Origin of the sequence: Janthinobacterium sp. FW305-129 (assembly GCF_020858115.1) — a bacterium.
Lineage (GTDB): Bacteria > Pseudomonadota > Gammaproteobacteria > Burkholderiales > Burkholderiaceae_D > Janthinobacterium.
The window spans coordinates 333,787-357,114 of record NZ_JACYMM010000002.1; the positions used below are offsets into that span (position 1 = coordinate 333,787).

The window sequence follows — 23,328 nt, forward strand, 5'->3', positions numbered from 1 at the left end:
GCTACTGCCACTGACTAACTTGCACCATGAAAATCACGCTTCCCTTGCACGGCTTCATCCGCAGCCGCCCCCACCTGAGCATGGCCACGGCCATCGGCGTGGCGGCCGGCCTGCTGCTGCCGCCGTCCTGGCAACAGATGACGCGTTTGCTGACGGCGTGGAACGTGGCCGTCTGGTTCTACCTGGCGACGATGGCCTGGATGATGATGCGCGCCAACCATCACAAGGTCAAAGCCATGGCGGCGCGCCAGGATGAGCGGGCGGCAACCGTCCTGTCGGCCCTGTCCGTCGCATCCGTGATGAGCCTGGTGGCCATCGTCTCGCAGCTGTCCTCGATGAAAGACATGGCACAGGACGAGCGCGCGCTGCACTATGGCTTGACGATCCTGACACTGGTCGGTTCCTGGTTCCTCGTCGGCACCCTGTTCTGCTTTCATTACGCCCACCTGTACTACCAGGCCGACCCCGCGCTGCGCCCCCTGAAGTTTCCCGACGACGAGCAAAACCCCGATTACTGGGATTTCCTGTATTTCGCCTTCACCATCGCCGTGGCCGTGCAAACGTCGGACGTGTGCGTGCAGACAAGGCCGATGCGGCAGATCGTGCTGGGGCAATCCGTGCTGAGCTTTTTCTTCAACCTGGTCGTGCTGGGGCTGTCGATCAATATCGCTGCCGGGCTCATTAATGGCTAAAAAATAATTTCGTAGCGGAAACTTGACCTGGCTGAAGGGTTAAGCTCATCTTAATCGTGCGCACCCTCTTGAAATACCGGAAAGAGGAGTAAGATAAGTTCCATGCACGAGGTCATGTGCATGAGGCAGCAACCAGGCCGCAGCACGCCTGAGATGGGTTTTTTTTGAATTGACAGGAGTAAGCATATGCAAATCAATATTCATACCGACAGCACCATCGCCAACACCGCTGGACTGAACGAACATGTGCAATCCGTACTTGAAAGCGCACTGAGCCGCTTCCGCGACAACCTGACCCGCATCGAAGTCCACATCAGCGACACGAATGGCCCGAAAGGCGGCGCCGACGATATCCGCTGCGTCATGGAAGCACGCGTTGCAGGCTATCAACCGATCGCCGTGACCGAACAGAACGCCACCGTGCATCAATCCGTGGCCGGCGCCACCGACAAGCTGAAACGCGCCATCGATAGCGCCCTGGGCCGCCTGCAAGACAGCAAGCGCCATGCGACCGGCAAGAATGCCGTGATCGATACGGCCGAAGCGGAAGAAACCGCCGAGTAATCCCCCACCCGCAGGATTTCCAGAGACTGAGGCAGCCGTTCAAGGCTGCCTTTGCACATCCGGCCCCACCTTTCGCGTGCGGCAACATCCATACCAAAACCACAAGCATTCCAGCGTATTAACACGGCAATGAAATAATTGTCGTATTTCTCACAGTAAGTGACATCAAGCAAGCCTTTGCCGTTACAGCCAAGGCTGCTTTACGCTATCATGAAGCTACCGGCCTTCTGCTCGCGCGCCGGCTTTTTGAAAGTGTGATTGTGGAACAGATCGGCAACTTCAGCGCTTCAGGCTGCAACATCGGCGATTTACAGCTATTTCGCGATGGGGCGGATAGCCAGACGGCCGCCATGCTGGCGCCTTGCCCCGTGGTGCGCCTGGAAGCGGGCGAAGCTATTGCCGACACACAAGGAGCCAGCCTGTACATCGTCCTGCGCGGCTCGCTGGCCGTAGCCGCCGACACCCACACGGGCATGGATGACGGCACCGTCAGCAAGGTCTTGCCCGGCGAAAGCGTGGGGGAACAGTCGGTGCTCGATGAAGCGAGCAACCTGGCCGCCATTTCCGCCCTGGAAGAAACCGATTTGCTGGTAATCGACGCGGCCATCGTCTGGGAATTGATCGAGCAATCGAACGGCCTGGCGCGCAACCTGCTGCGGCTGCTGTCCTTCCGCATCCGCGCCGCCAACGCCCTGCTGCGCCGCCGGCAGAAACTGGGCGAATTCTACCGCCAGCTGTCGATGGTCGACAGCCTGACGGGCTTGTACAACCGCGCCTGGCTCACTGATTTACTGCCGAACATGATCGTCACGGCCCACGCCAGCGGCTCGCCGCTGTCGCTGGTGATGATAGACCTCGACCATTTCAAGCGCTTCAACGACACCCACGGCCACCAGGCGGGCGACCAGGCGCTGCGCATCGCCGCGCAAGTGCTGGGCGCGGCCCTGCGGCCCACGGATTTTGCCGTGCGCTATGGAGGCGAGGAAATGATGGTGATCTTGCCCGATACCAACGAACACGTGGCCTTGCGCGTGGCCGAGCGCCTGTGCGAGCGCATGCAGCTCGCCGTCATCTTCGCCGACATGCGCAGCGCGCTGCCGCACATCACGGGCTCCTTCGGCGTGGCCAGCCTGGCGGCCGGACAGGACGACGAAGCGCTGATCGCGGCGGCCGACGCGGCGCTGTATCGCGCGAAGGCAGGCGGCCGCAACCGGGTCATGCTGTAGCTCAGGCAGCCTTGCTGTCGGCCGGCTTGGCGGCGTCGTCCTTTTTGCTGCTGTGGGCGGCGATGAAATCCGCATAGCCCTTCTGCACCAGCTCATACGTCTTGTCGATATTGCCGGCGATATCGCCGTTCAGCACTTTCAAGCCGCCCAGGATGTCGCGCGCTTCCTTGAAGCCTTTTTCCATGCCGCCGCTGATGGTGTCCATGAACTTGGTCAGGGCCGTATCGTCGTCCATGCCGGGGTTCTGCTTCTTGTAGGCGTCGAAAAAACCCGTCGACAGCGAGACGATGCGGCTCGCCGTCGCTTCGGCGCTGTTGTCCTGCGAGGCGGCGTTCTGGATCGCGTCCTCGCCGTACTGGCCCTTCAGCGCTTCATTGATGTTGGTGATGGCTGTCTTGTACAGCAGCGCCAGCGGCTCGTTTTCCGAACCGATGGACACGTTCAGCGACGCCTGCATGATGGAAGCGTTCAATTGCAGCTTGGTGCGGTCATTGACGCTCATTTCAGCGTTGACGCCATCCTTTTGCTGGACTTTATCGTCCTTTCCGGCAACACCCGTACTGACGGAAGTCACGGAAGGGGTGGAATTGCCGCTTGCGGCGATGGGAATTGACACGATAGACCTCCTTGAACGGACAATGTATGCCACCATGCGGGAAACGCGATGATGAGCATCCTCTCGTGTAGTATCGGCAGGTTTTCAGAAAACTGAAGCGGCGGCTTGTTTTTAGCGGCCCGGATAACCCATTCAGCAACATTAAGTTACGACCATCAATGACTAACCAGACCTTTCTTTGGCACGACTACGAAACCTTTGGCGCCCAGCCGCGCCGCGACCGCCCGGCCCAGTTCGCCGCCATCCGCACGGATGCGGATCTCAACGAGATCGGCGAGCCGATCATGTTGTATTGCCAGCCTGCCAATGATTTCCTGCCCGACCCGCAATCGTGCCTGATCACGGGCATCACGCCGCAGCAGTGTTTGCAGCTGGGCGTGCCCGAGCACCAGTTCGCCGCCACCATCGAAGCGGCCTTTTCGGAGCCGGGCACCATCGGCGTGGGCTACAACACCATCCGTTTCGACGATGAAGTCACGCGTTTCCTGTTCTGGCGCAATCTGATCGACCCGTATGCGCGCGAATGGAAGAACCATTGCGGCCGCTGGGACATCCTCGACGTCGTGCGCATGACGCACGCGCTGCGCCCGGAAGGCATTCAATGGCCGAAGCGCGACGATGGCCAGACCAGTTTTAAACTGGAACACTTGAGCAAGGCCAATGGCCTGGCCCACGAAGCGGCGCATGATGCGCTATCGGACGTGCGCGCCACCATCGCCCTGGCGCGCCTGATCAAGCAGAAGCAGCCGAAACTGTTCGAATTCTGCCTGGCCCTGCACAAGAAGGACCGGGTCGCCAGCGAAATGGGCATGCACCTGGCCGCCGGCGAGCGCCAGCCCTTCCTGCACGTGTCCGGCATGTTCCCGGCCGAACGCGGTTGCCTGGGCGTCGTCTGGCCGCTGGCCACGCACCCGAGCAACAAAAACGAGATCCTCGTCTGGGATTGCGCCTACGACCCGCGCGAACTGTTCACGCTGGACGCCGACACCATCCGCACGCGTTTATTCACGCGCAAGGAAGCCATGCCGGAAGGCATGACGCGCCTGCCCGTGAAAAGCGTGCATTTGAACAAGTCGCCCATGCTGGTGGGCAATTTAAAGACCCTGTCGCCCGCCATGGCCGCGCAATGGGGCATCGATCTGGACGCGGCGAAGGTCAACGCGCAATTCGCCGCCGCGGCGCCGAACATGGATGCCATCTGGGCCGAAGTCTTCCAGCGCCCGGGCGCGAACACCGCGCTGGACGTGGATGAGGATTTGTACAATGGTTTCGTCAGCAACGACGACCGCCGCCTGCTCGAATCCTTGCGCCGCGACACGCCGGCCAGGCTGGCCACGGCCCGCCCCTCGTTTGCCGACGAACGCTTGCAGGAATTGCTGTTCCGCTACCGCGCCCGCAATTTCCCGCAAACCCTGAGCGAAGCGGAAAGCCTGCGCTGGGAACAGCACCGCGCCGCCCGATTGTTCGACGGCGACGGCGGCGCCCGCACCATCGAAATGCTGTTTACGGAAATCGACGTGCTGTCGGAATCGGTCGATGAGCGGGGGGAAGAGATTCTTGGCGAACTCTACGATTATGCGGAGATCGTCGCCCCGCAAAGAGACTGAATGCAAAATGCCGGGCTAGCCCGGCATTTTGTATGCATGCAACTTAAACCGAACGGTGCTGATTGATCGCATCGCGCGTTTCAATCGCCACGCGGCGCGCCGCGTCGGCCCAGTCTTCGCCGTCCTGCGGCTTGGCGTAGATGATGGCGCGCGAGGAGCTGATCATCATGCCCATGCCGTTCGCCGTCTGGCCTGCGCCGACGGTGGCGGCGATGTCTCCGCCCTGGGCGCCGATGCCGGGCACCAGCAGCGGCATGTCGCCGACGATGGCGCGCACTTGCGCCAGTTCTTCAGGGAAGGTGGCGCCGACGACGAGCGCGCACTGGCCATTCTTGTTCCATTTCTCGGCCACCAGGCGCGCCACGCGCTGGTACAGCGGTTCGCCGTCCGTATTCAGGAATTGCAGGTCCGAGCCGCCCGGGTTCGAGGTGCGGCACAGGATGATCACGCCGCGGTCTTTCCACGCCAGGTAGGGGTCGAGCGAATCCTCGCCCATGTACGGGTTCACGGTGACGGCGTCGGCGCCGTAGCGCTCGAACGCTTCGCGCGCGTATTGCGTGGCCGTGGCGCCGATGTCGCCCCGTTTTGCGTCGAGGATCAGCGGGATGTGCGGATAATTCTCGCGCACGTAGCGGCAGATGTCTTCCAGCTGCTTTTCCGCGCCCAGCGCGGCAAAATACGCGATCTGCGGCTTGAAGGCGCAGGCCAGGTCGGCCGTGGCATCGATGATGCGCGTGCAAAAGGTGGTGATTCCATCAGGCAAGTCGCGCAGGTCCGCCGGCAGTTTCGCCAGGTCGGGGTCCAGGCCCACGCACAGCAGGGAATTATTGGCCGTCCACGCGGCGGATAATTTATTGATGAAATTCACGGCACACCTTCTCTATATTCAGTTGCAAACCCCGTATTGTAACGCGGCCAGACACGGCCACCCGCGCTTATTAAACCGACATGGCGGGCCGTTTCAGGTATATTTGCCTCACCTCCCTTACTCAGCACGGAACCCATCATGCAAATCACCAATCAATTCACCAAATGGCTGCGCCTGGCGCTGAGCGTCACCGTCCTGGCCGGTATCCTGACGGGCTGCGGCTACAACGACTTCCAGAGCAAGGACGAAGCCACCAAGGCGGCCTGGGGCGAAGTGGTCAACCAGTACCAGCGCCGCGCCGACCTGATCCCCAACCTGGTCAATACCGTCAAGGGCTATGCCACGCACGAGCGCGAAACCCTGGAAGCGGTGACCAAGGCGCGCGCCGCCGCCACCAGTTTCCAGATCACGCCCGAAGTGCTGAACGACCCGGCCGCGTTCGAGAAATTCCAGCAAGTGCAGGGACAACTGTCGTCGGCCCTGTCGCGTTTGATGGTGGTGTCCGAGAAATATCCTGACCTGAAAGCCGATACCAGCTTCCGCGACTTGCAGTCGCAGCTGGAAGGCACGGAAAACCGCATCACCGTGGCGCGCCAGCGTTACATTGCCGCCGTACAGGATTACAACGTGCATGCGCGCAGCTTCCCGAACAACCTGACGGCGATGGTCTTCGGCTACAAGGTCAAGCCGTCGTTCACGGTGGAAAATGAAAAAGCCATCTCGACCGCGCCGACCGTCAACTTCGGCAAATAAGATGAAAGCCTGGTCTTATCTGGCCGCGCTGGCGACGGCCCTGCTGCTGTGGGCGATGCCGCCGGCCGGCGCGCAGGGCTTGCAGCCCGTGCCGCCGCTGGCCGCGCGCGTGACGGACAACGCCGGCATGCTCGATGACAAGCAAAAAGCGGCGCTGGAAGGCGTGCTGGCCGACTACGAAGCCAAGACGGGCAGCCAGATCGCCGTGCTGCTGGTCAAGAGCACGGAACCGGAAGCCATCGAGCAATACAGCATCCGCGTGACGGATGCCTGGAAGCTGGGCCGCAAGGGCGTCGATGACGGCGTGCTGCTGATGGTGGCGAAAGACAATCCCTCGTCCTTGCGCCGCCTGCGCATCGAAGCGGGCCGCGGCGTGCAGGGCGTGCTGACGGATGCGCAATCGAAACGCATCCTGCAAGACGTGATCGCCCCGCATTTCAAGCAAAATGATTATTACGGCGGCCTGGTGGCCGGCGTGGGGGCGATTGCCACCTTGCTGAACCAGGAGCAATTCCCCGCCCCGGCGCAAAAACAGGCGCCGGCGACCGTGGAAGCGGGCGGCCTGACCTTCTGGCTGCCGCTGCTGTTCTTCGGCTTCCTCGTCGTGCTGACCGTGTTCCGCTCGCGCGGCGGCCCCACGCGGCTGCAGCGCGGCAGCAACTGGTCCAGCGGCGCCACGGGCGTCGTGCTGGGCAGCATCTTGAACCAGGCGCTGAACAACCGGGGCGGCGGTGGCGGCTTCGGCGGCGGCGGTGGTTTTGGCGGAGGCGGTGGCGGCGGTGGCTTCGGTGGCGGCGGCGGCGGTTTTGACGGCGGCGGCGCCTCGGGAGATTGGTAATGACGAAACAACTGACATTCGGACAACGCTGCGGACGCGCCTTGAAACATTTGCGGGGCACGCCGGCGACGGCGCGCCAGGCCTTTCCCGAACGCACCCTGAAAGCCATCGAAACGGCGATTGCCGACGGTGAAGCCATGCACCGCGCGGAAGTGCGCCTGATCGTCGAAGCGGCCCTGACGCCGGGCATGGCTTACCAGGGCGTGAGCAACCGCGAGCGGGCGCGCGAACTGTTCGCCCAGTATGGCGTGTGGGATACGGAAGACAACGTTGGCGTGCTGATCTATATCAACCTGGCCGAGCACCAGGTCGATATCGTGGCCGACCGCAACGTGGGCCGCCGCATCACGCCGGAACAGTGGCAAGCCGTATGCCGCGCCATGACGGGCGGTTTCAAGGATGGCAATTACCACGACAGCACGCTCGATGCCTTGCAGCAGTTGAATGCCATGCTGCAAAGCCACTTCCCTGCCGATGGGACGCGCGGCAACCAGTTGCCGAACGAACCCATCCTCCTCTGAATCCTTCCCGCCGAGGCGATTACATGAAACTGGTCAATAAAAACGCCATCGTCACGGGCGCCACGCAAGGCATCGGCCTGGCTTGCGCCAGCCGCCTGATCGCCGAAGGGGCGCAGGTGATGCTGGTCGACATCAAGGAAGAAGGCGCGCAGGCAGCGGCCGCCCTCGGGCCGCAGGCGCGCTTCTTTTGCGCCGACGTCAGCCAGAAGGCGGACGTCGATGCGATGCTGAAGGAAACGCTGGCGCAGTTCGGCCACATCGATATCCTCGTCAACAATGCGGGCGTCACGCACGCGGCCGATTTCCTCGACGTCTGCGAAGACGATTTCGACCGGGTCATGCGCATCAACCTGAAATCGATGTTCCTGTGCGGCCAGGCCGTGGCGCGCGAGATGGTCAAGCGCAACAGCGGCTGCATCATCAATATGTCCAGCGTGAATGCGGAGCTGGCCATTCCGAACCAGGTGCCGTACGTGGTGTCGAAGGGCGCCATCAACCAGCTGACCAAGGTCATGGCCCTGAACCTGGCGCCGCACGGCGTGCGCGTGAACGGCATCGGGCCGGGCACCATCCTGACGGAACTGGCCAGGCAGGCGGTGCTGTCGAGCCCGCAGGCGCGCCACACGATTTTGTCGCGCACGCCGCTGGGCCGCTGCGGCGAGCCGGAAGAAGTGGCCGGCATCGCCGCCTTCCTGGCCAGCGACGACGCCAGCTATATGACGGGCCAGACCATCTATGTCGATGGCGGACGCATGGCGCTCAACTACACGGTGGCCGTGAAAGAGTGAAACCGGCGAGTTATATCAAAAAAGAATAATGCATATCTAAAAAGATCATTAGACACATATCGTGCGACGCAGCATAATGCACCTGTCTCCACTATTCTCCTCCAAGAAAATAGTTTTAAGCCCGCTTTCACCAGCGGGCTTTTTTTTTGCTGTCGCGACTGAAACATGGCTATTCTTGCCATGCCGCCCGAATTTTTCCATCAATCTGCCGGTTTCCTCAAAAATGTTGCGGCGTGTCATAGGCCCGTCATGTTCGCCCCCTATACTTGCTTCATCTGCTGTACAGGCAACCGATATGCCTGACTACAGACAGGTGTGCCGCGATGGCACACCACTCCCCTTTCATGACCGTGGCGGGCGCCGGCAAGGCGCGCGACATGGTAAGTACCGAGCAACTCTCAACTCTTGACCCATTTCATTTGGGTTTTTGGCCCGCGCCCCCGCGGGCCTTTTTTTTTGCCTGACCGGCAAGCTCTTGCGCAAGAACACGGTGGCCCGCCATGCGCATGATATTGTGAGTACCTTTCCATTTATCCTGACGCATCATGTCCGCCCCCTTGCCCGAACTCTGTTTTTCCGACCGTTACGAACGCCTGCGCTACCGCACGGCCCTGGTGTTGTATGTCCTGGTGATTTTGATCGGCGACATTCCCGGCGTGCGCGCCGACGTGGGCCAATATGCGTCGGGCGGCGTGCTGCATTCCTTCGGCTACGGCGTGCTGGCCCTGATCCTGTTCAGCGGCACGTCCGGCGGCATGGCGCGCCGCGCAGTGCTGGCCGTGCTGATGGTGGCGGCCATGGGCGCGCTGGACGAATTCATCCAGAGCTTCCTGCCTTACCGCCATGGCGCCGTCAGCGACTGGGTGGTCGATATCACGGCCGCCGCGGCGGTCTGCCTGCCGCTGTATTTCCTCTGGCCGAAAATGGTCGCCGCCGCCCTGGCCCAGGGCGCGCCGCTGCACAAAGGCTGAACCGGCACCGTCCGTCAGGCGCGGTCCGCTTCACTATCCTGCAATGCCAGCCGCAACTGCCCCTGGCTGCGCGCGCCCAGGCGCCGCATCAGGGCGCGCGCCTCGCGCCGGCTGCCGGCGCCCATGGCGCGTGCCGCATCGCGCTGCATGTCCAGCAACTGTTCCGAGCGCGCCAGCCGCACCAGTCCATGCAAGGCCTGGGCCAGTACATGGCGCGCACGGGCATCGTGCGCGGTGCCGGCGACGGCCAGCACCAACTCATCGATCAGTTTTACGGTAGGGCCAGATGACATTTTTTCTCCCGATTCAACAGTGAGGAAACGTGCAGCCGCACGAAGTGGTAATTGCCAGCATCTTTTATACCAAGCACGGCAATTAGACGCTTGATCTAGCTCAATCACCAATGACGGGCGCCGAACATCCCGGCGACGCCATGCTCTTACATGCAGCAATCGCTGCTATCCGCCTCACCGCGGGTGCCGATCCTGAGTGTTCGACCATGAGGAGACCAAGATGAGATCGAAAAAAACCCTGCTGCTGACCGGCCTGACATGCGCCTTGCTGGCGGCCTGCCATTCCACGGACAATGCCAGCCTGGCGCGCAGCAACAGCGGCGAAACCTATGCCGCACCGGCCGGCACGACGCCGCAAAGCAGCATGCCGGCCAGCAGCACAGCCAGCACCGCCACCGATACCGGCATGAGCAGCGATATGGCGGGCCAGTCCAGCATGAACATCAGCTCGGCCACGGTGCAATCGATAGAAACCGTGCCGCGCGGCATGGATCAAGGCAGTGCCGACATGCAGGCGGGCACCTCGGGCACGGCCGGCAGCACCTCGGGGGCGGCGGGCAACATGCTGTACCGCGTCACCTTGCGCCTGGACGACGGCACGACGCGCACCTTTATGCAAAATACCCAGCCCGCCTTCCAGATCGGCGACCGGGTCAGCGTGCAAAAAGGCGTGATGCAGCGCTATTGATGCAGCCGGTGCTGGCCGACACTTGCCGCTGCCTGCCGACGTTTTCCGCCCCTGGCCGCATCAAGGCGCATCAGGCCAGCGCCAGGGTCAGCGGCCGGCTGCGGCCCTGCACCATGGCCGAAGGCCAGGCCGGGTCGTGCGTCAGGTTGTGCAATTGGTTGCCGTCGAGCAAAAACGTGTCTTCCACCGTGCTGCCGGGCAGGCTCGGGTGGAATGCCAGGGCCATGCCCCGCTTGAGGATGATTTCCGTATGCGCGCCAGCTGCCACTTCGGGCGCCAGGTAGCCATGGATACCACCCTGCCGGCTGGTGCGCACCGTATCGGGCTGGCCCGCATAGGCGTAGGCGCTGTCGAGCGCGTGGTACACCATGCTCAGGGCACGACCCGTTTCGCAAGCGTCGAGCGCCACGGCTTCCAGCGCCAGCATGGCGGCATCTGCATCGCCCACGGCCACGCCATCGGCGCGACGCTGCGGCGGGCCAAAGCGCCGTTGACGGCTGAGGCTGGCGCACAGGCCGAAACGCCGCGCGCACAGGGCCAGCACGGCTTGCGTGCCCAGCACCACCTGGGCCGGCGGCGCGCGCCGATAACGGTGTTGGCGTTCCTCGCCGCTGACCAGCACGTGCACGGCCTGCAAGCCGCGCAGCCACAGCGCGCGCACGCAGGCGGCAGCCAGCTCCAGTTCGCTCCAGTCGGGGCGGGCCTGGCGCAGCGCATCCGCGGCCGCGCTGGCGGCCAGCTGTCCCACCTGCCGGTAGCGCTGCTGCTCCGATTCCAGCAGCACCAGCCGCTCTTCGCGCAGGGCCACGGGCAGGCTGCGTTCGTGCAAGCCTGGCCGGTCGGACAAAACAGGCAAGCCGCCAGCCACATGCTGCACGAAATGCTCGCGCAATTCATACAGCTGCGGCTGCATCCACGGCGACACCTGCCACGTCCATGGCCCGCGCACCTCTTCCTCGCGCATGCGCATGGCTTCGGCTTCGTCCGTCAGGATGTAGGCGGCGGCGCGCGTCACCAGCACTTCCGCGCAGCCGCACTCGGCAGTATGGCGATGGCTGTTCGACGCGCCCGCCGTGGCCCACGCAAACCAGTCCACGCCACGCAGGCGCACGGCGCCGGCATGCTGGTCTTCCAGCCAGCCCCGCATCTGCGCCAGCTTGTGCGCCACTTCCAGTTCCAGCGGCCAGTTCATGACCGCTCCTCGTGCGGGATGCGGCACGCCACCGCCCCGCCTGCCCTGCCTGGCGCCAGCCGGGCGTCCTGTTGTGCATGCATAGCTGCTCCCTTCCTACATGGAAACGTAAGACCAGCACGCGCATAAAAAGTTCGGCGCCTGGCCTCGTCTCAGGCTTGCAGTCTATGACTTCCCGCTATTTTTGCAAGCGACTATTTCGCCAGTTCAATCAGCACGGCCGTGTACATCTGCAAGTTCAGCAGCAACTGTTTTTCCGTGATGAACTCGTGCTCGGAATGCCCCGTGTACACGGTGTGCGGCATGGCGGGGCCGAAGCTGACGGCATTCGGGAACAACCGCGAATTGGTGCCGCCGCCGATGGCCACCGGCTGCGGATTGGCGATCCCCGTGTAATGTTCGAAAACGGATAGCAAGGTGGGAATCTGCGGCGCGTCCGTCTGCAGCCACGGCTCGCCGATCTGCACCTGCAGCGCGGCCGGTACCTGGCGCCGCGCCTTCCAGCCGTCGAAGGCGGCCGTCACCTGCTGCTGCAGCACGGCTGCCGTCTTGCCTTGCGGAAGGCGCAAATTGATATTCAGTTCCAGCGCGCCGCCTTGCTGCTTGAGCACGGTAGGCGCCACCGTCATCGGCCCCATGAAACCGTCGCGGTAGGCGATCTGGCCGAAGCGTTCGCCGTAAATGCCGGTGCCCACCAATTCATTCAGGAACGACAGCATGTCGGCCGCCTGCGTGCCCTGCCACGGCTGCACGGCCAGGGCGTCGGCCAGCATGCTGATGGCGTTGACGCCGTCTTCCGGCTTCGACGAGTGGGCCGACACGCCCAGCGCCGTCACGCTCAAGGTGCCGCCATCGCGCGCATACGTGTAGCGCACGCCCTGTTGCCGCTGTGCGCGGGCGCGGATGGCCGCTTCCAGCGCGGCCGGCGCGCGTTCGATGACGGCGGTGGCGTCTTCCGGGATCTGGCTGCCGAAAAAGCCGCCCGTCAGGTTCGTCAGCACGGGGCCGCCCTCGGCCGGCAGTGCCGTGCGCGGCGGCAAGGTCAGCTTGATGGAGCCGTAGCCTTTCTCGGCCGTCACCACCGGATATTCCGCATCGATGGTGATGTTCACCTGCGGCGGCGTGTGGGTTTTCAGGAATTGTTTCAGCGGTTCCCAGTCCGATTCCTCCGCCATGTACACGTACAGCTCGATGCGCTTGCTCAGCGGCACTTGCTTGTCCTGGATGGCTTTCATCGCATACAGGGCCGTGGCGATGGGGCCCTTGTCGTCTTCCGTGCCCCGTCCCAGCAGTTTGCCCGGTTCGCTGGTACGGTCCAGCTCGAATGGCGAGCGGGCCCACTTGGCGGGATTGACGGGCTGCACGTCGCCGTGCGTGATCACGCCCACCCGCTCGCTGCCCTTGCCCATGCCAATGATCACCACGTGGCCGTGATCGTGGAAATCGAATCCCAGGCGCTGCGCCTCGGCCGCCAGGTAGCGTTTAAAACCCGTGTGCTGGGGATTGTCGGCAAACGGCACGGCCGGGTCGGCCACCGTGTTGAAACTGACCATCTGCGCCAGGCTGGCGATCAGCGGTTCGGGATAGGTGGCCAGCGCGTAGCGGGCCGTCTCCTGCGCCTGCGGGCTGACGGGAGCGGCGTGAACGGAGGGCTGCAGCAGCAGGCCAAGCAGGGACAACAGCAGGGGTTTCTTGAACATGGCGGGGCGCGTGAAATGGGGAGGCCCACTCTAGCATCGCCCGCACCGATTTCCAATCGCTACGAGTTTTTTACCGATCAGTACGCAAATTCCCGATTCGCATTATCATGTGCACAGCCTGTCTTCCCCGCCACGCCGTCATGGGTGACCCTGCCGGCGGCAGGGGATAGACAAATCGTCCATTGTGATTTTCCACCACGTCCCGATATCGCTACCATGATTCCATTTTCCATACTCGACCTGGCGCCCATCGCCGAAGGCAGCAACGCCAGCCAGTCGTTCAAGAACACGCTCGACCTGGCGCAGCACGGCGAACGCTGGGGCTTTAACCGCTACTGGCTGGCCGAACACCACGGCATGCCCGGCATTGCCAGCGCCGCCACGGCCGTCGTCATCGCCCATGTGGCGGCAGGCACGACAACCATCCGCGTGGGCGCGGGCGGCGTGATGCTGCCGAACCATTCGCCGCTCGTCATCGCGGAACAGTTCGGCACACTGGAAGCACTGCATCCGGGCCGCATCGACCTGGGCCTGGGCCGCGCGCCCGGCTCCGACCAGACGACGGCGCGCGCCCTGCGCCGCGACCTGCAGTCCGACGCCGAACAGTTCCCGCAAGACGTGCTGGAATTGATCGACTACATGTCCGACGAGCCGCGCCAGCGCGTGCTGGCCGTGCCCGGCAAGGGCGCGAAAGTGCCCGTGTGGATACTCGGTTCCAGCCTGTTCGGCGCCCAGCTGGCCGCCCACCTGGGCTTGCCGTACGCGTTCGCCTCGCACTTCGCGCCGCAGATGATGATGCAGGCCGTGGCGTATTACCGCGAACACTTCAAGCCGTCCAAACAATTGGCGCAACCGTACGTAATGCTGGGCTTTAATGTGTTCGCCGCCGACACGGATGCCGAAGCGCACCTGCGCGCCACGTCGATGCAGCAAGCGTTCGTCAACCTGCGCACGGGCCGCCCGTCGCGTCTGCAGCCGCCCGTGCCCGGCTACCTGGAGCAGCTGGGCCCGCAGGAACGCGCCATGCTCGATTCCGTGCTGTCGTGCACGGCCATCGGCGCACCGGACACGGTGAAGGCGAAGATGGCTTCCTTCATCGCCGAAACGGGCGCCGACGAGCTGATGATCACCTCGCAAATCTTCGAGCACCAGCACCGGCTGCGTTCGTATGAAATCACGGCGCAAGTACATGCGGAGCTGGCGCGCGCGCAGTAACTTCACTGTCTCCCCTGGTATTTCCCCAAATACCCTTTTCCCGGCCGTCGGCAACGATCGCCGGGATTTTTTTGCTCACGCCCAGTAGCAAAATCGGCCGCGCCCGGCAAGAACTACGCCACCCCGCTATCATGCTCATCCAAAAGCATCATTCCAAGAAAGTTGTATCGCATGAAATCCGCACCATCGTCCGTCGACGCCAGCACCCTGCTGAGCTCCACCCGCATCCTGTTGTTCGCCCTGTCCGCCGGCGTGTTCGTCGCCAGCCTGTATTACGTGCAGCCGCTCACGTCCATGCTGGCCGCCTCGTTTGGCGTCAGCGTGCCGCAGGCGGGCTACCTGGTCACGGCCACGCAGATCGGCTACGTGCTGGGCATCGTCTTCCTGGTGCCCCTCAGCGACGTGCTGAACCGCCGCCAGTTGCTGACCTGGATGCTGGTCGCCAAGATCGGTGCCCTGCTGCTGGCCGCTACCAGCCAGAATATTATCGTCTTTGCCATCGCCAGCGTCTTGATGGGGATCACGGCCAGCGCATTGATGGTCGTCACGGCCATGGTGGCGTCGTATGCGCCCGATCACAGCCGGGGCCGCATGGTGGGCACCGTCATGACGGGATTATTGTTGGGCATCTTGCTGGCGCGTACCGTGTCCGGCACCGTGTCGCAGATCAGCGGCGGCTGGCGCACCGTCTACGTGCTGGCTGCCATCGTCGTGGCCGCCCTGCTCGTCATGCTGCGCCGCATCCTGCCGAACGAGGCACCACGGGGCACGCTGCAATACGGCAAGCTGATGGCTTCGCTGGCCGACATCATCCGCCAGGAACCCTTGCTGCGCCAGCGCGCCCTGTTCTCGGGCCTGGGCCTGGGCACCTTCAGCGTGTTCTGGACGGGCCTGACCTTCCTGCTCAGCGGCGCGCCGTATCACTATTCGGAAATGCAGATCGGCCTGTTCGGCCTGGCGGGCGCCACGGGCGCCTTTGCCGCGAATACGGCCGGCCGCATGGCCGACCGCGGCTATGCGCGCCAGGCCACGTGGCTGCTGGCCGTCGCCTCGATCGCGGGCTGGGCCCTGATCGGCTTCGGCGCCCATTCGCTGGCGCTGCTGTTGATCGGCATCGTGCTGCTGGACATGGGCGTGATGGGCTTGCAAGTGACGCACCAGTCCATCATCTATAAACTGGCGCCGCATGCGCGGGCGCGCGTGACCACCGTGTTCATCGCGGGCGGCTTCATCGGCGCGTCGGCAGGCTCGGCCCTGGCCAGCGCCAGCTTTGCCGCCGGCGGCTGGCCCGCCCTGTGCATGGTGGGCGGCGCCATGCCGCTGTTGCTGCTGTTGGTGTGGAGCAAGTACCGGCACACGCAGCGCAGGCTGGAACGGGCAAGCTCAACCTGACCAGCGCAAAAAAAACCGCTCGACAGAGCGGTTTTTTTACGTCCTTACTTCGCCTGCTCACGCGCCTTGCCAAACGCATCGCCCGCCTTCCAGGCCGGCATCTTCGCCGCATTTGCCACCATCTGCCCCAGGTTCAAGGTAAATTGCGCCTGCTGCGTCATGCCGGACAAATCCCAGCTGGCGTCGTACTCATCGGTCACCTGATGGTAGCGGGGGCCGTAGGCGGCCGCCTTGGCTTTCGATGCGGCCACGTCCTTGATGTAGTCGCGTCCGCCATTGATGGAAAACGCGGGCACGCCCGCCTTGGCAAAACTGAAATGGTCGCTGCGGAAATAACCGCCGGCCAGGTCGGGACGGGCTGGGGCGATATGCATGCCCATGGCTTTGGCCGTTGCCGCCGCCATCGCCCCCAGCTCCGTGCGCTCGCTGCCCTGCGCGCCGATGTCATGCGTGGCGCCCACGAAATTCAGGCTGTCCAGGTTCAGCGCGGCGGCCGTCTTGTCCAAAGGCCACAGCGGATCGGCCGCGTAGGCGGCGCTGCCCAATAGCCCCTGCTCTTCGGCCGCCACCCACAGGAAGATCTGCGTGCGCTTCGCCGGCTTTTTCACGGCTTCCTGCGCCATGGCCAGCAAGCCGGCCGTGCCCGAGGCATTGTCGACGGCGCCGTTGTAAATCGTGTCTCCAGCGTCACCTTGCTTGCCCAGGTGGTCCCAGTGGCCGCTGTAGATGACGGCTTCATCTTTCAATGCCGGGTCGGTGCCCGGCACCATGCCGGCGATATTGAACTGCTCTACCTTGCGCACGATGGACTTCATCTCGCCCGACAACTTGGCATTCAAGGCGACGGCCTGGAAATCCTTGTGTTCCGCCTTGGCGCGCAAGGCGTCCAGGTCTTGCCCGCCCGCAGCAAACAAGCGGCGCGCCGCGTCTTCCGCGATCCAGCCCTGCAGCGGCGTGCCGGCCGTGCGGTCGGCCAACTGGAAGCGCTCGCTGCCGCTCCAGCTGTTCTGCACGACGCTCCAGTCGTACGAGGCCGACGGTTTCGTGTGGATCAGCAAGACACCAGCGGCGCCCTGGCGTTTGGCTTCCTCGAATTTATACGTCCAGCGGCCGTAATAAGTCAGCGCCTTGCCGGCAAAGCGGTTCGGATCAAGCGCGGTCGGCTGCGGGTCGTTGACCATCATGACGACGATCTTGTTTTTGACATCGGCGCCCTTGAAATCGTTCCAGCCCTCTTCCGGCGCCGTGATGCCGTAGCCGACGAAGACGAGCGGCGCGTCGAATGTGTGCGCGGCAACGGAGTCGCCCGTGGCCCACACCCAGTCCGGACCGAATGCCAGCGGCACGGCCTTGCCGCCCGCCAACGCCTGCAGGCTGCTCTCGGCCGGCAGCGACTTCACGCCGGCAATCTGCACGCTCTGGCGGTAGCTGTTGCCACGTACGGGTTTCAGGCCAGCCATCTGCGCCTGGGTTTCCAAATAAGCCACCGTCAGGTCGGCACCGCGCTGGCCCGTGCCGCGGCCTTCCAATAAATCGTTGGACAGGAAGGCCAGGTGGGCGCGCAGGGGCGCTTCCTGCACCACGGGCAAACTGGTAGCGGCTTGGGCGGAAAACGCCAGCGCCGTCAAGGCGAGGGAAGAAAACAGCTTCTGCATAAGATCCTTTGGGTAAGAGGAGACATTCAGTCCGGCGGATGGCCGGGCCGGCGATTGTATGCCATGGGGAAAGATGCATCAAAATGCGGACGAAAAAAATCCCCGCGGCAAGGCGGGGATGTCATCGAGGCGTAATTTACACCAGCAGGGCGGCCGCCAGGGATTCGATCTCTTCAGCCGATTCCTCGAGGATGGTGTGCAAGGTGCTGCCGCCGATGCCGAAATCGATCTTCGCGGCCGCCTGGCGCCGCTCGGCGCTTTCCGGCGGGTGCAGGGGCGAACCGACGGGCGACAGATCGTTGGCCAGCACCAGGGTCGCGCCCAGGGTGCGGGGCGGGAACGGGCTGCCGCCGTGCCACATGCCTTCCACTGCTTGCAAGACCATGTCGGGCACTTGCAGCTGGCGCAGCACGCCGCGGCCGATCAGTTTTTCGCCGTATTCGATCCAGTCTTCGGTATTGTCGTCGAGCAAGCCCGGATATTCCTCGGCGCGCGACAACAGATAAAAGCCGCCCACTTCGTGCACGATGGCCGCGAACATGGCCGTTTCCACATCCACATGCGTGACTTTCCGGGCGATCACCTGGCTCAGCGCGGCCACGTGGGCCGTGTGCTCCCACAGTCTGGCCGCCTTGGCGCGCAATTGCGGGTCCGTGATCTGGCTGCCCAGCTGGCGCACGATGACGGACGCCACCATCGACTTTAACGTGGCAAAGCCCAGGCGCGAGACGGCTGCGCGCACATTGGCGATTTCATTGCCGGAACGGTTGTAGGCGGCCGAGTTGGCCAAGGCCACGACCCTGGCCGACAGCAGCGGCTCGGCCATGACCATGCGGGCGGCCGCTTCGATATGGCAATCGGGGTCGTCCAGCGCTTCCTGCAGCTTCAAGGTGGCCTTGACGTTGGCGGGGAACGTCAGTTCGCCCTTGCTCGCTTGCAGCGCGATAATCTTGAATACTTCCAGTCTGTCCATGGGTCTGTCTCCGGTACGGGCTTGTTCAAGCTCTGCTGTGTGGGTGGGCCGGGAACGCGCATGTATCCCCGGCCCTGCTCCCGTTTCCGGCAATATTACAGCAAGTTCAAACGCAAACCTATTACTTTCCGGAAACTTTTCCTGCCACGCCTTCGACAAAATAATCCATCTTCGTCAGCGCCGCATCATCCAGCACGCCTTTGTCCAGGCGCACCTTGCCATCGTTATCCTTGATCGGCGCGCTGAACGGATTGAGCTTGCCAGCAACCAAGTCTTTCTCGCGCGCCAATACAAACTGTTTCACGTCAGCGGGCACGGCGGTGTTGATGCCTTCCAGCTTGACCATGCCATCCTTGATGCCGCCCCAGGTGCTGCTGGACTTCCACGTACCGTCCAGCACGGCCTGCGCCTGCTTCGTATAGTACTCGCCCCAGTGATGGGTGACGGCGGCCAGCTGCGCCTTCGGCCCGTACTTTTTCATGTCCGAGTGGTAGGCGATCGCATACTTGCCCTTCTCTTCCGCCGCCTGCACCACCGCGGTCGAGTCCGTGTGGTGGGTGACCACGTCGGCGCCCTGGCCGATCAGCGTGATGGCCGCGTCGCGTTCCTTGCCCGGGTCGAACCAGCTATTCACCCACACCACTTTCACTTCCGCCTTCGGGTCGACGCTGCGCATGCCGCGCGTGAAGGCGTTGACTCCCTGCAACACTTCCGGGATGGGAAACGCCGCCACGTAGCCGGCCACGTGGGTCTTGCTCATTTTGCCTGCCAGCACGCCGGCCAGGTAGCGGCCTTCATAAAAACGCGCATTCGTGTTGGCCACATTCGGTGCCGTCTTGTAGCCCGTCAAATGAATGAACTTCACATTAGGAAATTGTTTCGCCACTTTCAAGGTGGGATTCATGTAACCGAACGAAGTCGTGATGACCAGCTTGCTGCCCGTTTGCGCCAGGTCGCGGATCACCCGTTCCGCATCGGCGCTTTCCGGCACGTTTTCCACAAACTTGGTGCTGATCTTGTTGCCCAGCGCCTTTTCCATTTCCTTGCGCGCCTGATCATGCTGGGTAGTCCAGCCCGCGTCGCCGATGGGGCTGATATACACGAAACCGACGTTCAACGGAGCGGTGGCGGGTGCGGCGGCCATGACGGGCATCAAAATGGCACTGCAAACGGCGGCGCATACTAGTTTCTTGGACATGGTTTTCCTTGTGGTGAGTGATTAATTTCCGGGACTGAAATTTTTCCCCAGCGAAGCGGGCATGTTGAGCTTGATGTAATTGGCATTGCTGGAAATGAGCACGAGTACGACGATGGCCGCCACATACGGCAGCATCGACAGCAGTTGCGACGCGATGGGCACGCCCAGCGCCTGCGCGTGGAAGGTCAGGATCGTGATGCCGCCGAACAGGTAGGCGCCGCCTACCACGCGCGCCGGGCGCCAGGTGGCAAACGTGGTCAGCGCCAGCGCGATCCAGCCGCGCCCGGCCACCATGCCCTCGACCCACAGCGGTGTGTACACGAGCGATAAAAACGCGCCGGCCAGGCCGCAGCAGGCGCCGCCGAACAGCACGGCCGCCAGGCGGATGCGGCGCACGGGGTAGCCGAGCGCATGCGCGGAAGACGGCGACTCGCCCACGGCGCGCAGCACGAGTCCCGCCCGCGTGCGGTACAAGAACCAGGCGATGGCCACGCACAGCAAGAGCGACAGATACACCATCGGATGCTGGCGGAACAGGGCCGGCCCCAGCACGGGAATGTCTTCCAATAAAGGGATGCCGAAGCGGCCGTTGTGCAAGCTGTTGCCCACGTACTTCAAGCCGATGTACGTGGACGCGCCTGCGCCGAACAGCGATAAAGCCAGGCCCGTCGCGTACTGGTTCGTGCCCAGCCACACGGTCAGCCAGGCAAAAAAGCCGGACAGCACCATGCTGGCCCCCGCCCCCGCCAGAAAGCCCAGGGTGGGGCTGCCCGTATTGACGGCCACGGCAAAGCCCGTGATGGCCGAGACCAGCATCATGCCTTCCGCGCCCAGGTTCACCACGCCCGCCTTTTCATTCACCAATAAACCGAGCGCGGCCAGCATCAGCGGCGTGCCCGCATTGATGCTGGCGGCAATCAAGGGCGCGATGGTGAGCAGCAAGTTATCCATGTTTCCTCCAGCGCAGTTTGTATTGGATCAGCACGTCGCAGGCGAGCAAGGCGAACAGCAAGATGCCCTGGAACACGCCCGTGATGGCGCTGGGCAAACCGAGGCGCGATTGCGCCAGTTCGCCGCCGATATAAAACAGGGCCATGACGAAACTGGAGAAAATCACGCCCACGGGATGCAAGCGCCCCACGAAGGCGACGATGATGGCGGCAAAGCCGTAGCCGGGCGACACCGTGGGCGTGAGCTGCCCCATCGGTCCCAGCACTTCGCACGCGCCCGCCAGGCCCGACAGGGCGCCGCAGATCAGCAGCGACGACCACAAGGTCTTGCGCGAGGAAAAGCCCGCATAGCGGGCGGCGGCCGGCGCCATGCCGCCCACGCGCAGGCGGAAGCCGGCAATGCTTCTGGATAAATACAGCCAGCCGCCCAGCGAGGCCAGCAAGGCAAACACGATGCCCACGTGCAAGCGCGTATCGCTGATCACCATCGGCAACAGCAAGCCGTCGGACAGCAGTTTCGACTGGGGAAAATTGAAGCCTTCCGGATCGCGCAGCACGCCGTACACGAGATAGCTGAGCAGCAATTGCGCGATGTAGACCAGCATCAGCGAGACGAGGATTTCGCTGGCGTTGTAGCGGTCGCGCAGCCACGCCACCAGGCCCGCCCACGCCATGCCGCCCGCCATGCCGGCCAGCAGGGACACGCCGATGATGGCCGCGCCACCGATTCCGTCATCGAGGTACAGGGCCGCCGCGCCGCCGCAGATGGCGCCCAGGGTCAGCTGCCCTTCCGCGCCGATGTTATAGATGTTGGCGCGAAAGCAGATGGCCAGGCCGACGGCGATCAAGAGCAGGGGCGCCACCTTGAGACCCAGCTCGGACCAGCCATGCGCGTCGCGCAAGGGTTCGACGAAGAACACGGCCAGGCCCGCCAGCGGATCGTGTCCCAGCGCAACAAACAGCAGCGCACCGCACAGTACCGTGAGCAGCACGGCCAGCACGGGCGACAGCCACGACATCAACCGCGACGGTGTGGGCCGGGCTTCCAGGCGCAAGGCGAACTTAGCCATGGACAGCCTCCTGCGGCCACAGCCCGCTCATCCATTGCCCCACGAGATCGACGCTGGCCTCGCCCACGTCCAGCGAAGGTGAAATTTTTCCTTTTGCCATCACCAGCAGGCGGTCGCTGATCTCGAACAACTCATCGAGTTCCTCCGACACGATGAGCAAGGCACAGCCAGCGTCGCGCAGCGCCAGCAGTTCGGCGCGGATTTGCGCGGCCGCGCCCACGTCCACGCCCCAGGTCGGCTGCGCCACCACCAGCACGGTCGGTTCGCGCATGACTTCGCGTCCGACTATGTATTTCTGCAAGTTACCTCCAGACAAGCTGCGCGCCAGCGCCTGCGGCCCGCCTGCCTTCACCTGGAAGCGGGCGATGATGGCGGCCGCCCGCTGCGCGATGACCTTGTGGCGCACGAAGCCGTGGCGGATGGTGGCGGGGGTCTGCAAGCTCAACAACACGTTGTCGGCCAGCCCCATGTCGGGCACGGCGCCGCGACCCAGCCTTTCTTCCGGCACGAAGCCGAAGCCCAGCGCGCGCCGGCGGCCCGGCGGCAAGCGCCCGGCAGGCGTGCCGTTCAGCACGATGCTGGCCGGAGCCGCGCGCATGTCCTCGCCCGACAGGGCCGCCAGCAATTCCTGCTGGCCATTGCCGGACACGCCAGCGATGCCGACAATTTCTCCCGCGCGCACGTCGAAATTGATATCGATCAATTGCGTGGCGAACGGATGGCTCTTCGGCAAATCCAGATTGCGCACGCTCAGCATGGCCGCGCCGGGCGTGCGCGCCACACGGGTGACGGCGGGCGGCTCGGCGCCGATCATCATGCGCGACAGGCTGGCTGCCGACTCTTGCGACGGGTCGCACACGCCCGCATTCTTGCCGGCGCGCACCACCGTGCACGTGTGGCACAGGGCGCGGATTTCGTCGAGCTTGTGGCTGATGTACAGGATGCTGCAGCCTTCGGCCGCCAGCTGGCGCAAAGTCATAAACAGTTTTTCCACGGCGCCCGGCGTCAGCACGGACGTCGGTTCATCGAGGATCAGCAGTTGCGGCTTGGCCAGCAGGGCGCGCACGATTTCCACGCGCTGGCATTCGCCCACGGAAAGCGTGTGCACGTGGCGCTGCGGCTCCAGGTCCAGGCCGTACTGGCGCGCCGTGTCTTCGATGCGCTGGGCCAGCTCCGCCATGTTGGTGCCGGCGGGCAAACCGAGGGCGATGTTTTCCGTGACCGTCAAGGTATCGAACAGGGAAAAGTGCTGGAACACCATGGCGATGCCCAGCGCGCGCGCGGCCGACGGGTTGGCGATCGCGACCTCGCGGCCGTTCCACACGATGCGCCCGCCATCGGGCTGCACGGCGCCATAGATGATTTTCATCAAGGTCGATTTGCCGGCACCGTTTTCGCCGAGCACGGCGTGGATTTGTCCGGGCGCGACGGTGAGACAGATGCCGTCATTGGCCACCACGGCCGGATAGCGCTTGCTGATATCGAGTAATTCCAGACGTGCCGTCATTGTTTTTTTCGTGCCTCGCTGCGGGGGGGAGCCGGCATAGCCGCCGGTGCA

23 protein-coding genes are annotated in these 23,328 nt (G+C 63.7%); 12 read left to right on the top strand and 11 right to left on the bottom strand.

The features are described from left to right. Positions 1-26: 26 nt before the first annotated feature. From IGS61_RS05220 to IGS61_RS05230, 3 genes are all read left to right on the top strand, one after another. Positions 27-692 (top strand): DUF1345 domain-containing protein, encoded by a 666-nt coding sequence (locus IGS61_RS05220; protein ID WP_230538635.1) that lies wholly within the window; start codon positions 27-29, stop codon positions 690-692. A 186-nt stretch (positions 693-878) separates the two neighbouring features. Then, positions 879-1,256, top strand: coding sequence for an HPF/RaiA family ribosome-associated protein (locus tag IGS61_RS05225; RefSeq protein ID WP_070221366.1), 378 nt, complete (start codon positions 879-881; stop codon positions 1,254-1,256). A gap of 260 nt (positions 1,257-1,516) precedes the next feature. Further along, entirely contained in the window at positions 1,517-2,482 is a 966-nt protein-coding gene (locus IGS61_RS05230; RefSeq protein WP_230538636.1) for a GGDEF domain-containing protein, read from the top strand. Between the two features lies 1 nt (position 2,483). Here IGS61_RS05230 and IGS61_RS05235 read toward each other — a convergent pair whose 3' ends face one another. Beyond that, on the bottom strand, positions 2,484-3,098 hold the full coding sequence (locus IGS61_RS05235) for a DUF5610 domain-containing protein (protein ID WP_230538637.1): 615 nt from the start codon (positions 3,096-3,098) through the stop codon (positions 2,484-2,486). A 158-nt stretch (positions 3,099-3,256) separates the two neighbouring features. Between IGS61_RS05235 and sbcB the strand changes: the two genes are divergently transcribed. Then, a complete protein-coding gene (gene sbcB, locus IGS61_RS05240) occupies positions 3,257-4,705 on the top strand; it encodes an exodeoxyribonuclease I (protein ID WP_230538638.1) in 1,449 nt (482 codons plus the stop codon). A gap of 43 nt (positions 4,706-4,748) precedes the next feature. Here sbcB and pyrF read toward each other — a convergent pair whose 3' ends face one another. Further along, positions 4,749-5,573, bottom strand: coding sequence for an orotidine-5'-phosphate decarboxylase (gene pyrF, locus IGS61_RS05245; RefSeq protein WP_230538639.1), 825 nt, complete (start codon positions 5,571-5,573; stop codon positions 4,749-4,751). 138 nt (positions 5,574-5,711) lie between these two features. On the opposite strand from pyrF, the gene IGS61_RS05250 reads away from it, so the two are divergent. From IGS61_RS05250 to IGS61_RS05270, 5 genes are all read left to right on the top strand, one after another. Further along, positions 5,712-6,326 carry a LemA family protein gene (locus tag IGS61_RS05250; protein WP_070313665.1) on the top strand — a complete coding sequence of 205 codons (615 nt, stop codon included), beginning with the start codon at positions 5,712-5,714 and terminating at the stop codon, positions 6,324-6,326. Position 6,327: 1 nt separating this feature from the next. Further along, on the top strand, positions 6,328-7,164 hold the full coding sequence (locus IGS61_RS05255) for a TPM domain-containing protein (protein ID WP_230538640.1): 837 nt from the start codon (positions 6,328-6,330) through the stop codon (positions 7,162-7,164). Then, positions 7,164-7,685, top strand: a complete 522-nt coding sequence (locus tag IGS61_RS05260) for a TPM domain-containing protein (RefSeq protein ID WP_230538641.1) — start codon at positions 7,164-7,166, stop codon at positions 7,683-7,685. The genes IGS61_RS05255 and IGS61_RS05260 overlap by 1 nt, the downstream gene beginning before the upstream one ends. A gap of 23 nt (positions 7,686-7,708) precedes the next feature. Further along, positions 7,709-8,473 carry an SDR family NAD(P)-dependent oxidoreductase gene (locus tag IGS61_RS05265; protein ID WP_230538642.1) on the top strand — a complete coding sequence of 255 codons (765 nt, stop codon included), beginning with the start codon at positions 7,709-7,711 and terminating at the stop codon, positions 8,471-8,473. A gap of 545 nt (positions 8,474-9,018) precedes the next feature. Beyond that, positions 9,019-9,444 carry a VanZ family protein gene (locus IGS61_RS05270; RefSeq protein ID WP_230538643.1) on the top strand — a complete coding sequence of 142 codons (426 nt, stop codon included), beginning with the start codon at positions 9,019-9,021 and terminating at the stop codon, positions 9,442-9,444. A 14-nt stretch (positions 9,445-9,458) separates the two neighbouring features. On the opposite strand, the gene IGS61_RS05275 is transcribed toward IGS61_RS05270, so the two are convergent. Beyond that, complete coding sequence (locus IGS61_RS05275) at positions 9,459-9,737, bottom strand: hypothetical protein (RefSeq protein WP_230538644.1); 279 nt, start codon at positions 9,735-9,737, stop codon at positions 9,459-9,461. Between the two features lie 220 nt (positions 9,738-9,957). Between IGS61_RS05275 and IGS61_RS05280 the strand changes: the two genes are divergently transcribed. Next, a complete protein-coding gene (locus IGS61_RS05280; RefSeq protein ID WP_230538645.1) occupies positions 9,958-10,425 on the top strand; it encodes a hypothetical protein in 468 nt (155 codons plus the stop codon). Positions 10,426-10,495: 70 nt separating this feature from the next. Here IGS61_RS05280 and IGS61_RS05285 read toward each other — a convergent pair whose 3' ends face one another. After that, on the bottom strand, positions 10,496-11,617 hold the full coding sequence (locus IGS61_RS05285; RefSeq protein WP_230538646.1) for a peptidase M24: 1,122 nt from the start codon (positions 11,615-11,617) through the stop codon (positions 10,496-10,498). Positions 11,618-11,811: 194 nt separating this feature from the next. Continuing rightward, entirely contained in the window at positions 11,812-13,317 is a 1,506-nt protein-coding gene (locus IGS61_RS05290; protein WP_230538647.1) for a dipeptidase, read from the bottom strand. Positions 13,318-13,533: 216 nt separating this feature from the next. Between IGS61_RS05290 and IGS61_RS05295 the strand changes: the two genes are divergently transcribed. Beyond that, a complete protein-coding gene (locus IGS61_RS05295) occupies positions 13,534-14,532 on the top strand; it encodes an LLM class flavin-dependent oxidoreductase (RefSeq protein ID WP_230538648.1) in 999 nt (332 codons plus the stop codon). Between the two features lie 171 nt (positions 14,533-14,703). Further along, complete coding sequence (locus IGS61_RS05300) at positions 14,704-15,924, top strand: MFS transporter (protein WP_230538649.1); 1,221 nt, start codon at positions 14,704-14,706, stop codon at positions 15,922-15,924. A gap of 44 nt (positions 15,925-15,968) precedes the next feature. Here IGS61_RS05300 and IGS61_RS05305 read toward each other — a convergent pair whose 3' ends face one another. The 6 genes from IGS61_RS05305 to IGS61_RS05330 all read right to left on the bottom strand — a co-directional run bounded on the left by IGS61_RS05305 (position 15,969) and on the right by IGS61_RS05330 (position 23,277). Further along, positions 15,969-17,579: a M28 family peptidase gene (locus tag IGS61_RS05305; protein ID WP_230538650.1), complete on the bottom strand. Its 1,611-nt coding sequence runs from the start codon at positions 17,577-17,579 to the stop codon at positions 15,969-15,971. Between the two features lie 136 nt (positions 17,580-17,715). Next, positions 17,716-18,552, bottom strand: coding sequence for an HDOD domain-containing protein (locus IGS61_RS05310; protein WP_230538651.1), 837 nt, complete (start codon positions 18,550-18,552; stop codon positions 17,716-17,718). A gap of 121 nt (positions 18,553-18,673) precedes the next feature. Next, entirely contained in the window at positions 18,674-19,750 is a 1,077-nt protein-coding gene (locus IGS61_RS05315) for a BMP family ABC transporter substrate-binding protein (RefSeq protein ID WP_230538652.1), read from the bottom strand. Positions 19,751-19,771: 21 nt separating this feature from the next. Next, positions 19,772-20,701 carry an ABC transporter permease gene (locus IGS61_RS05320; protein WP_230538653.1) on the bottom strand — a complete coding sequence of 310 codons (930 nt, stop codon included), beginning with the start codon at positions 20,699-20,701 and terminating at the stop codon, positions 19,772-19,774. Continuing rightward, complete coding sequence (locus IGS61_RS05325; protein WP_230538654.1) at positions 20,694-21,770, bottom strand: ABC transporter permease; 1,077 nt, start codon at positions 21,768-21,770, stop codon at positions 20,694-20,696. The genes IGS61_RS05320 and IGS61_RS05325 overlap by 8 nt, the downstream gene beginning before the upstream one ends. Beyond that, positions 21,763-23,277, bottom strand: coding sequence for an ABC transporter ATP-binding protein (locus IGS61_RS05330; protein ID WP_230538655.1), 1,515 nt, complete (start codon positions 23,275-23,277; stop codon positions 21,763-21,765). Before IGS61_RS05330 ends, IGS61_RS05325 begins: the two co-directional genes overlap by 8 nt. Positions 23,278-23,328: the final 51 nt, after the last annotated feature.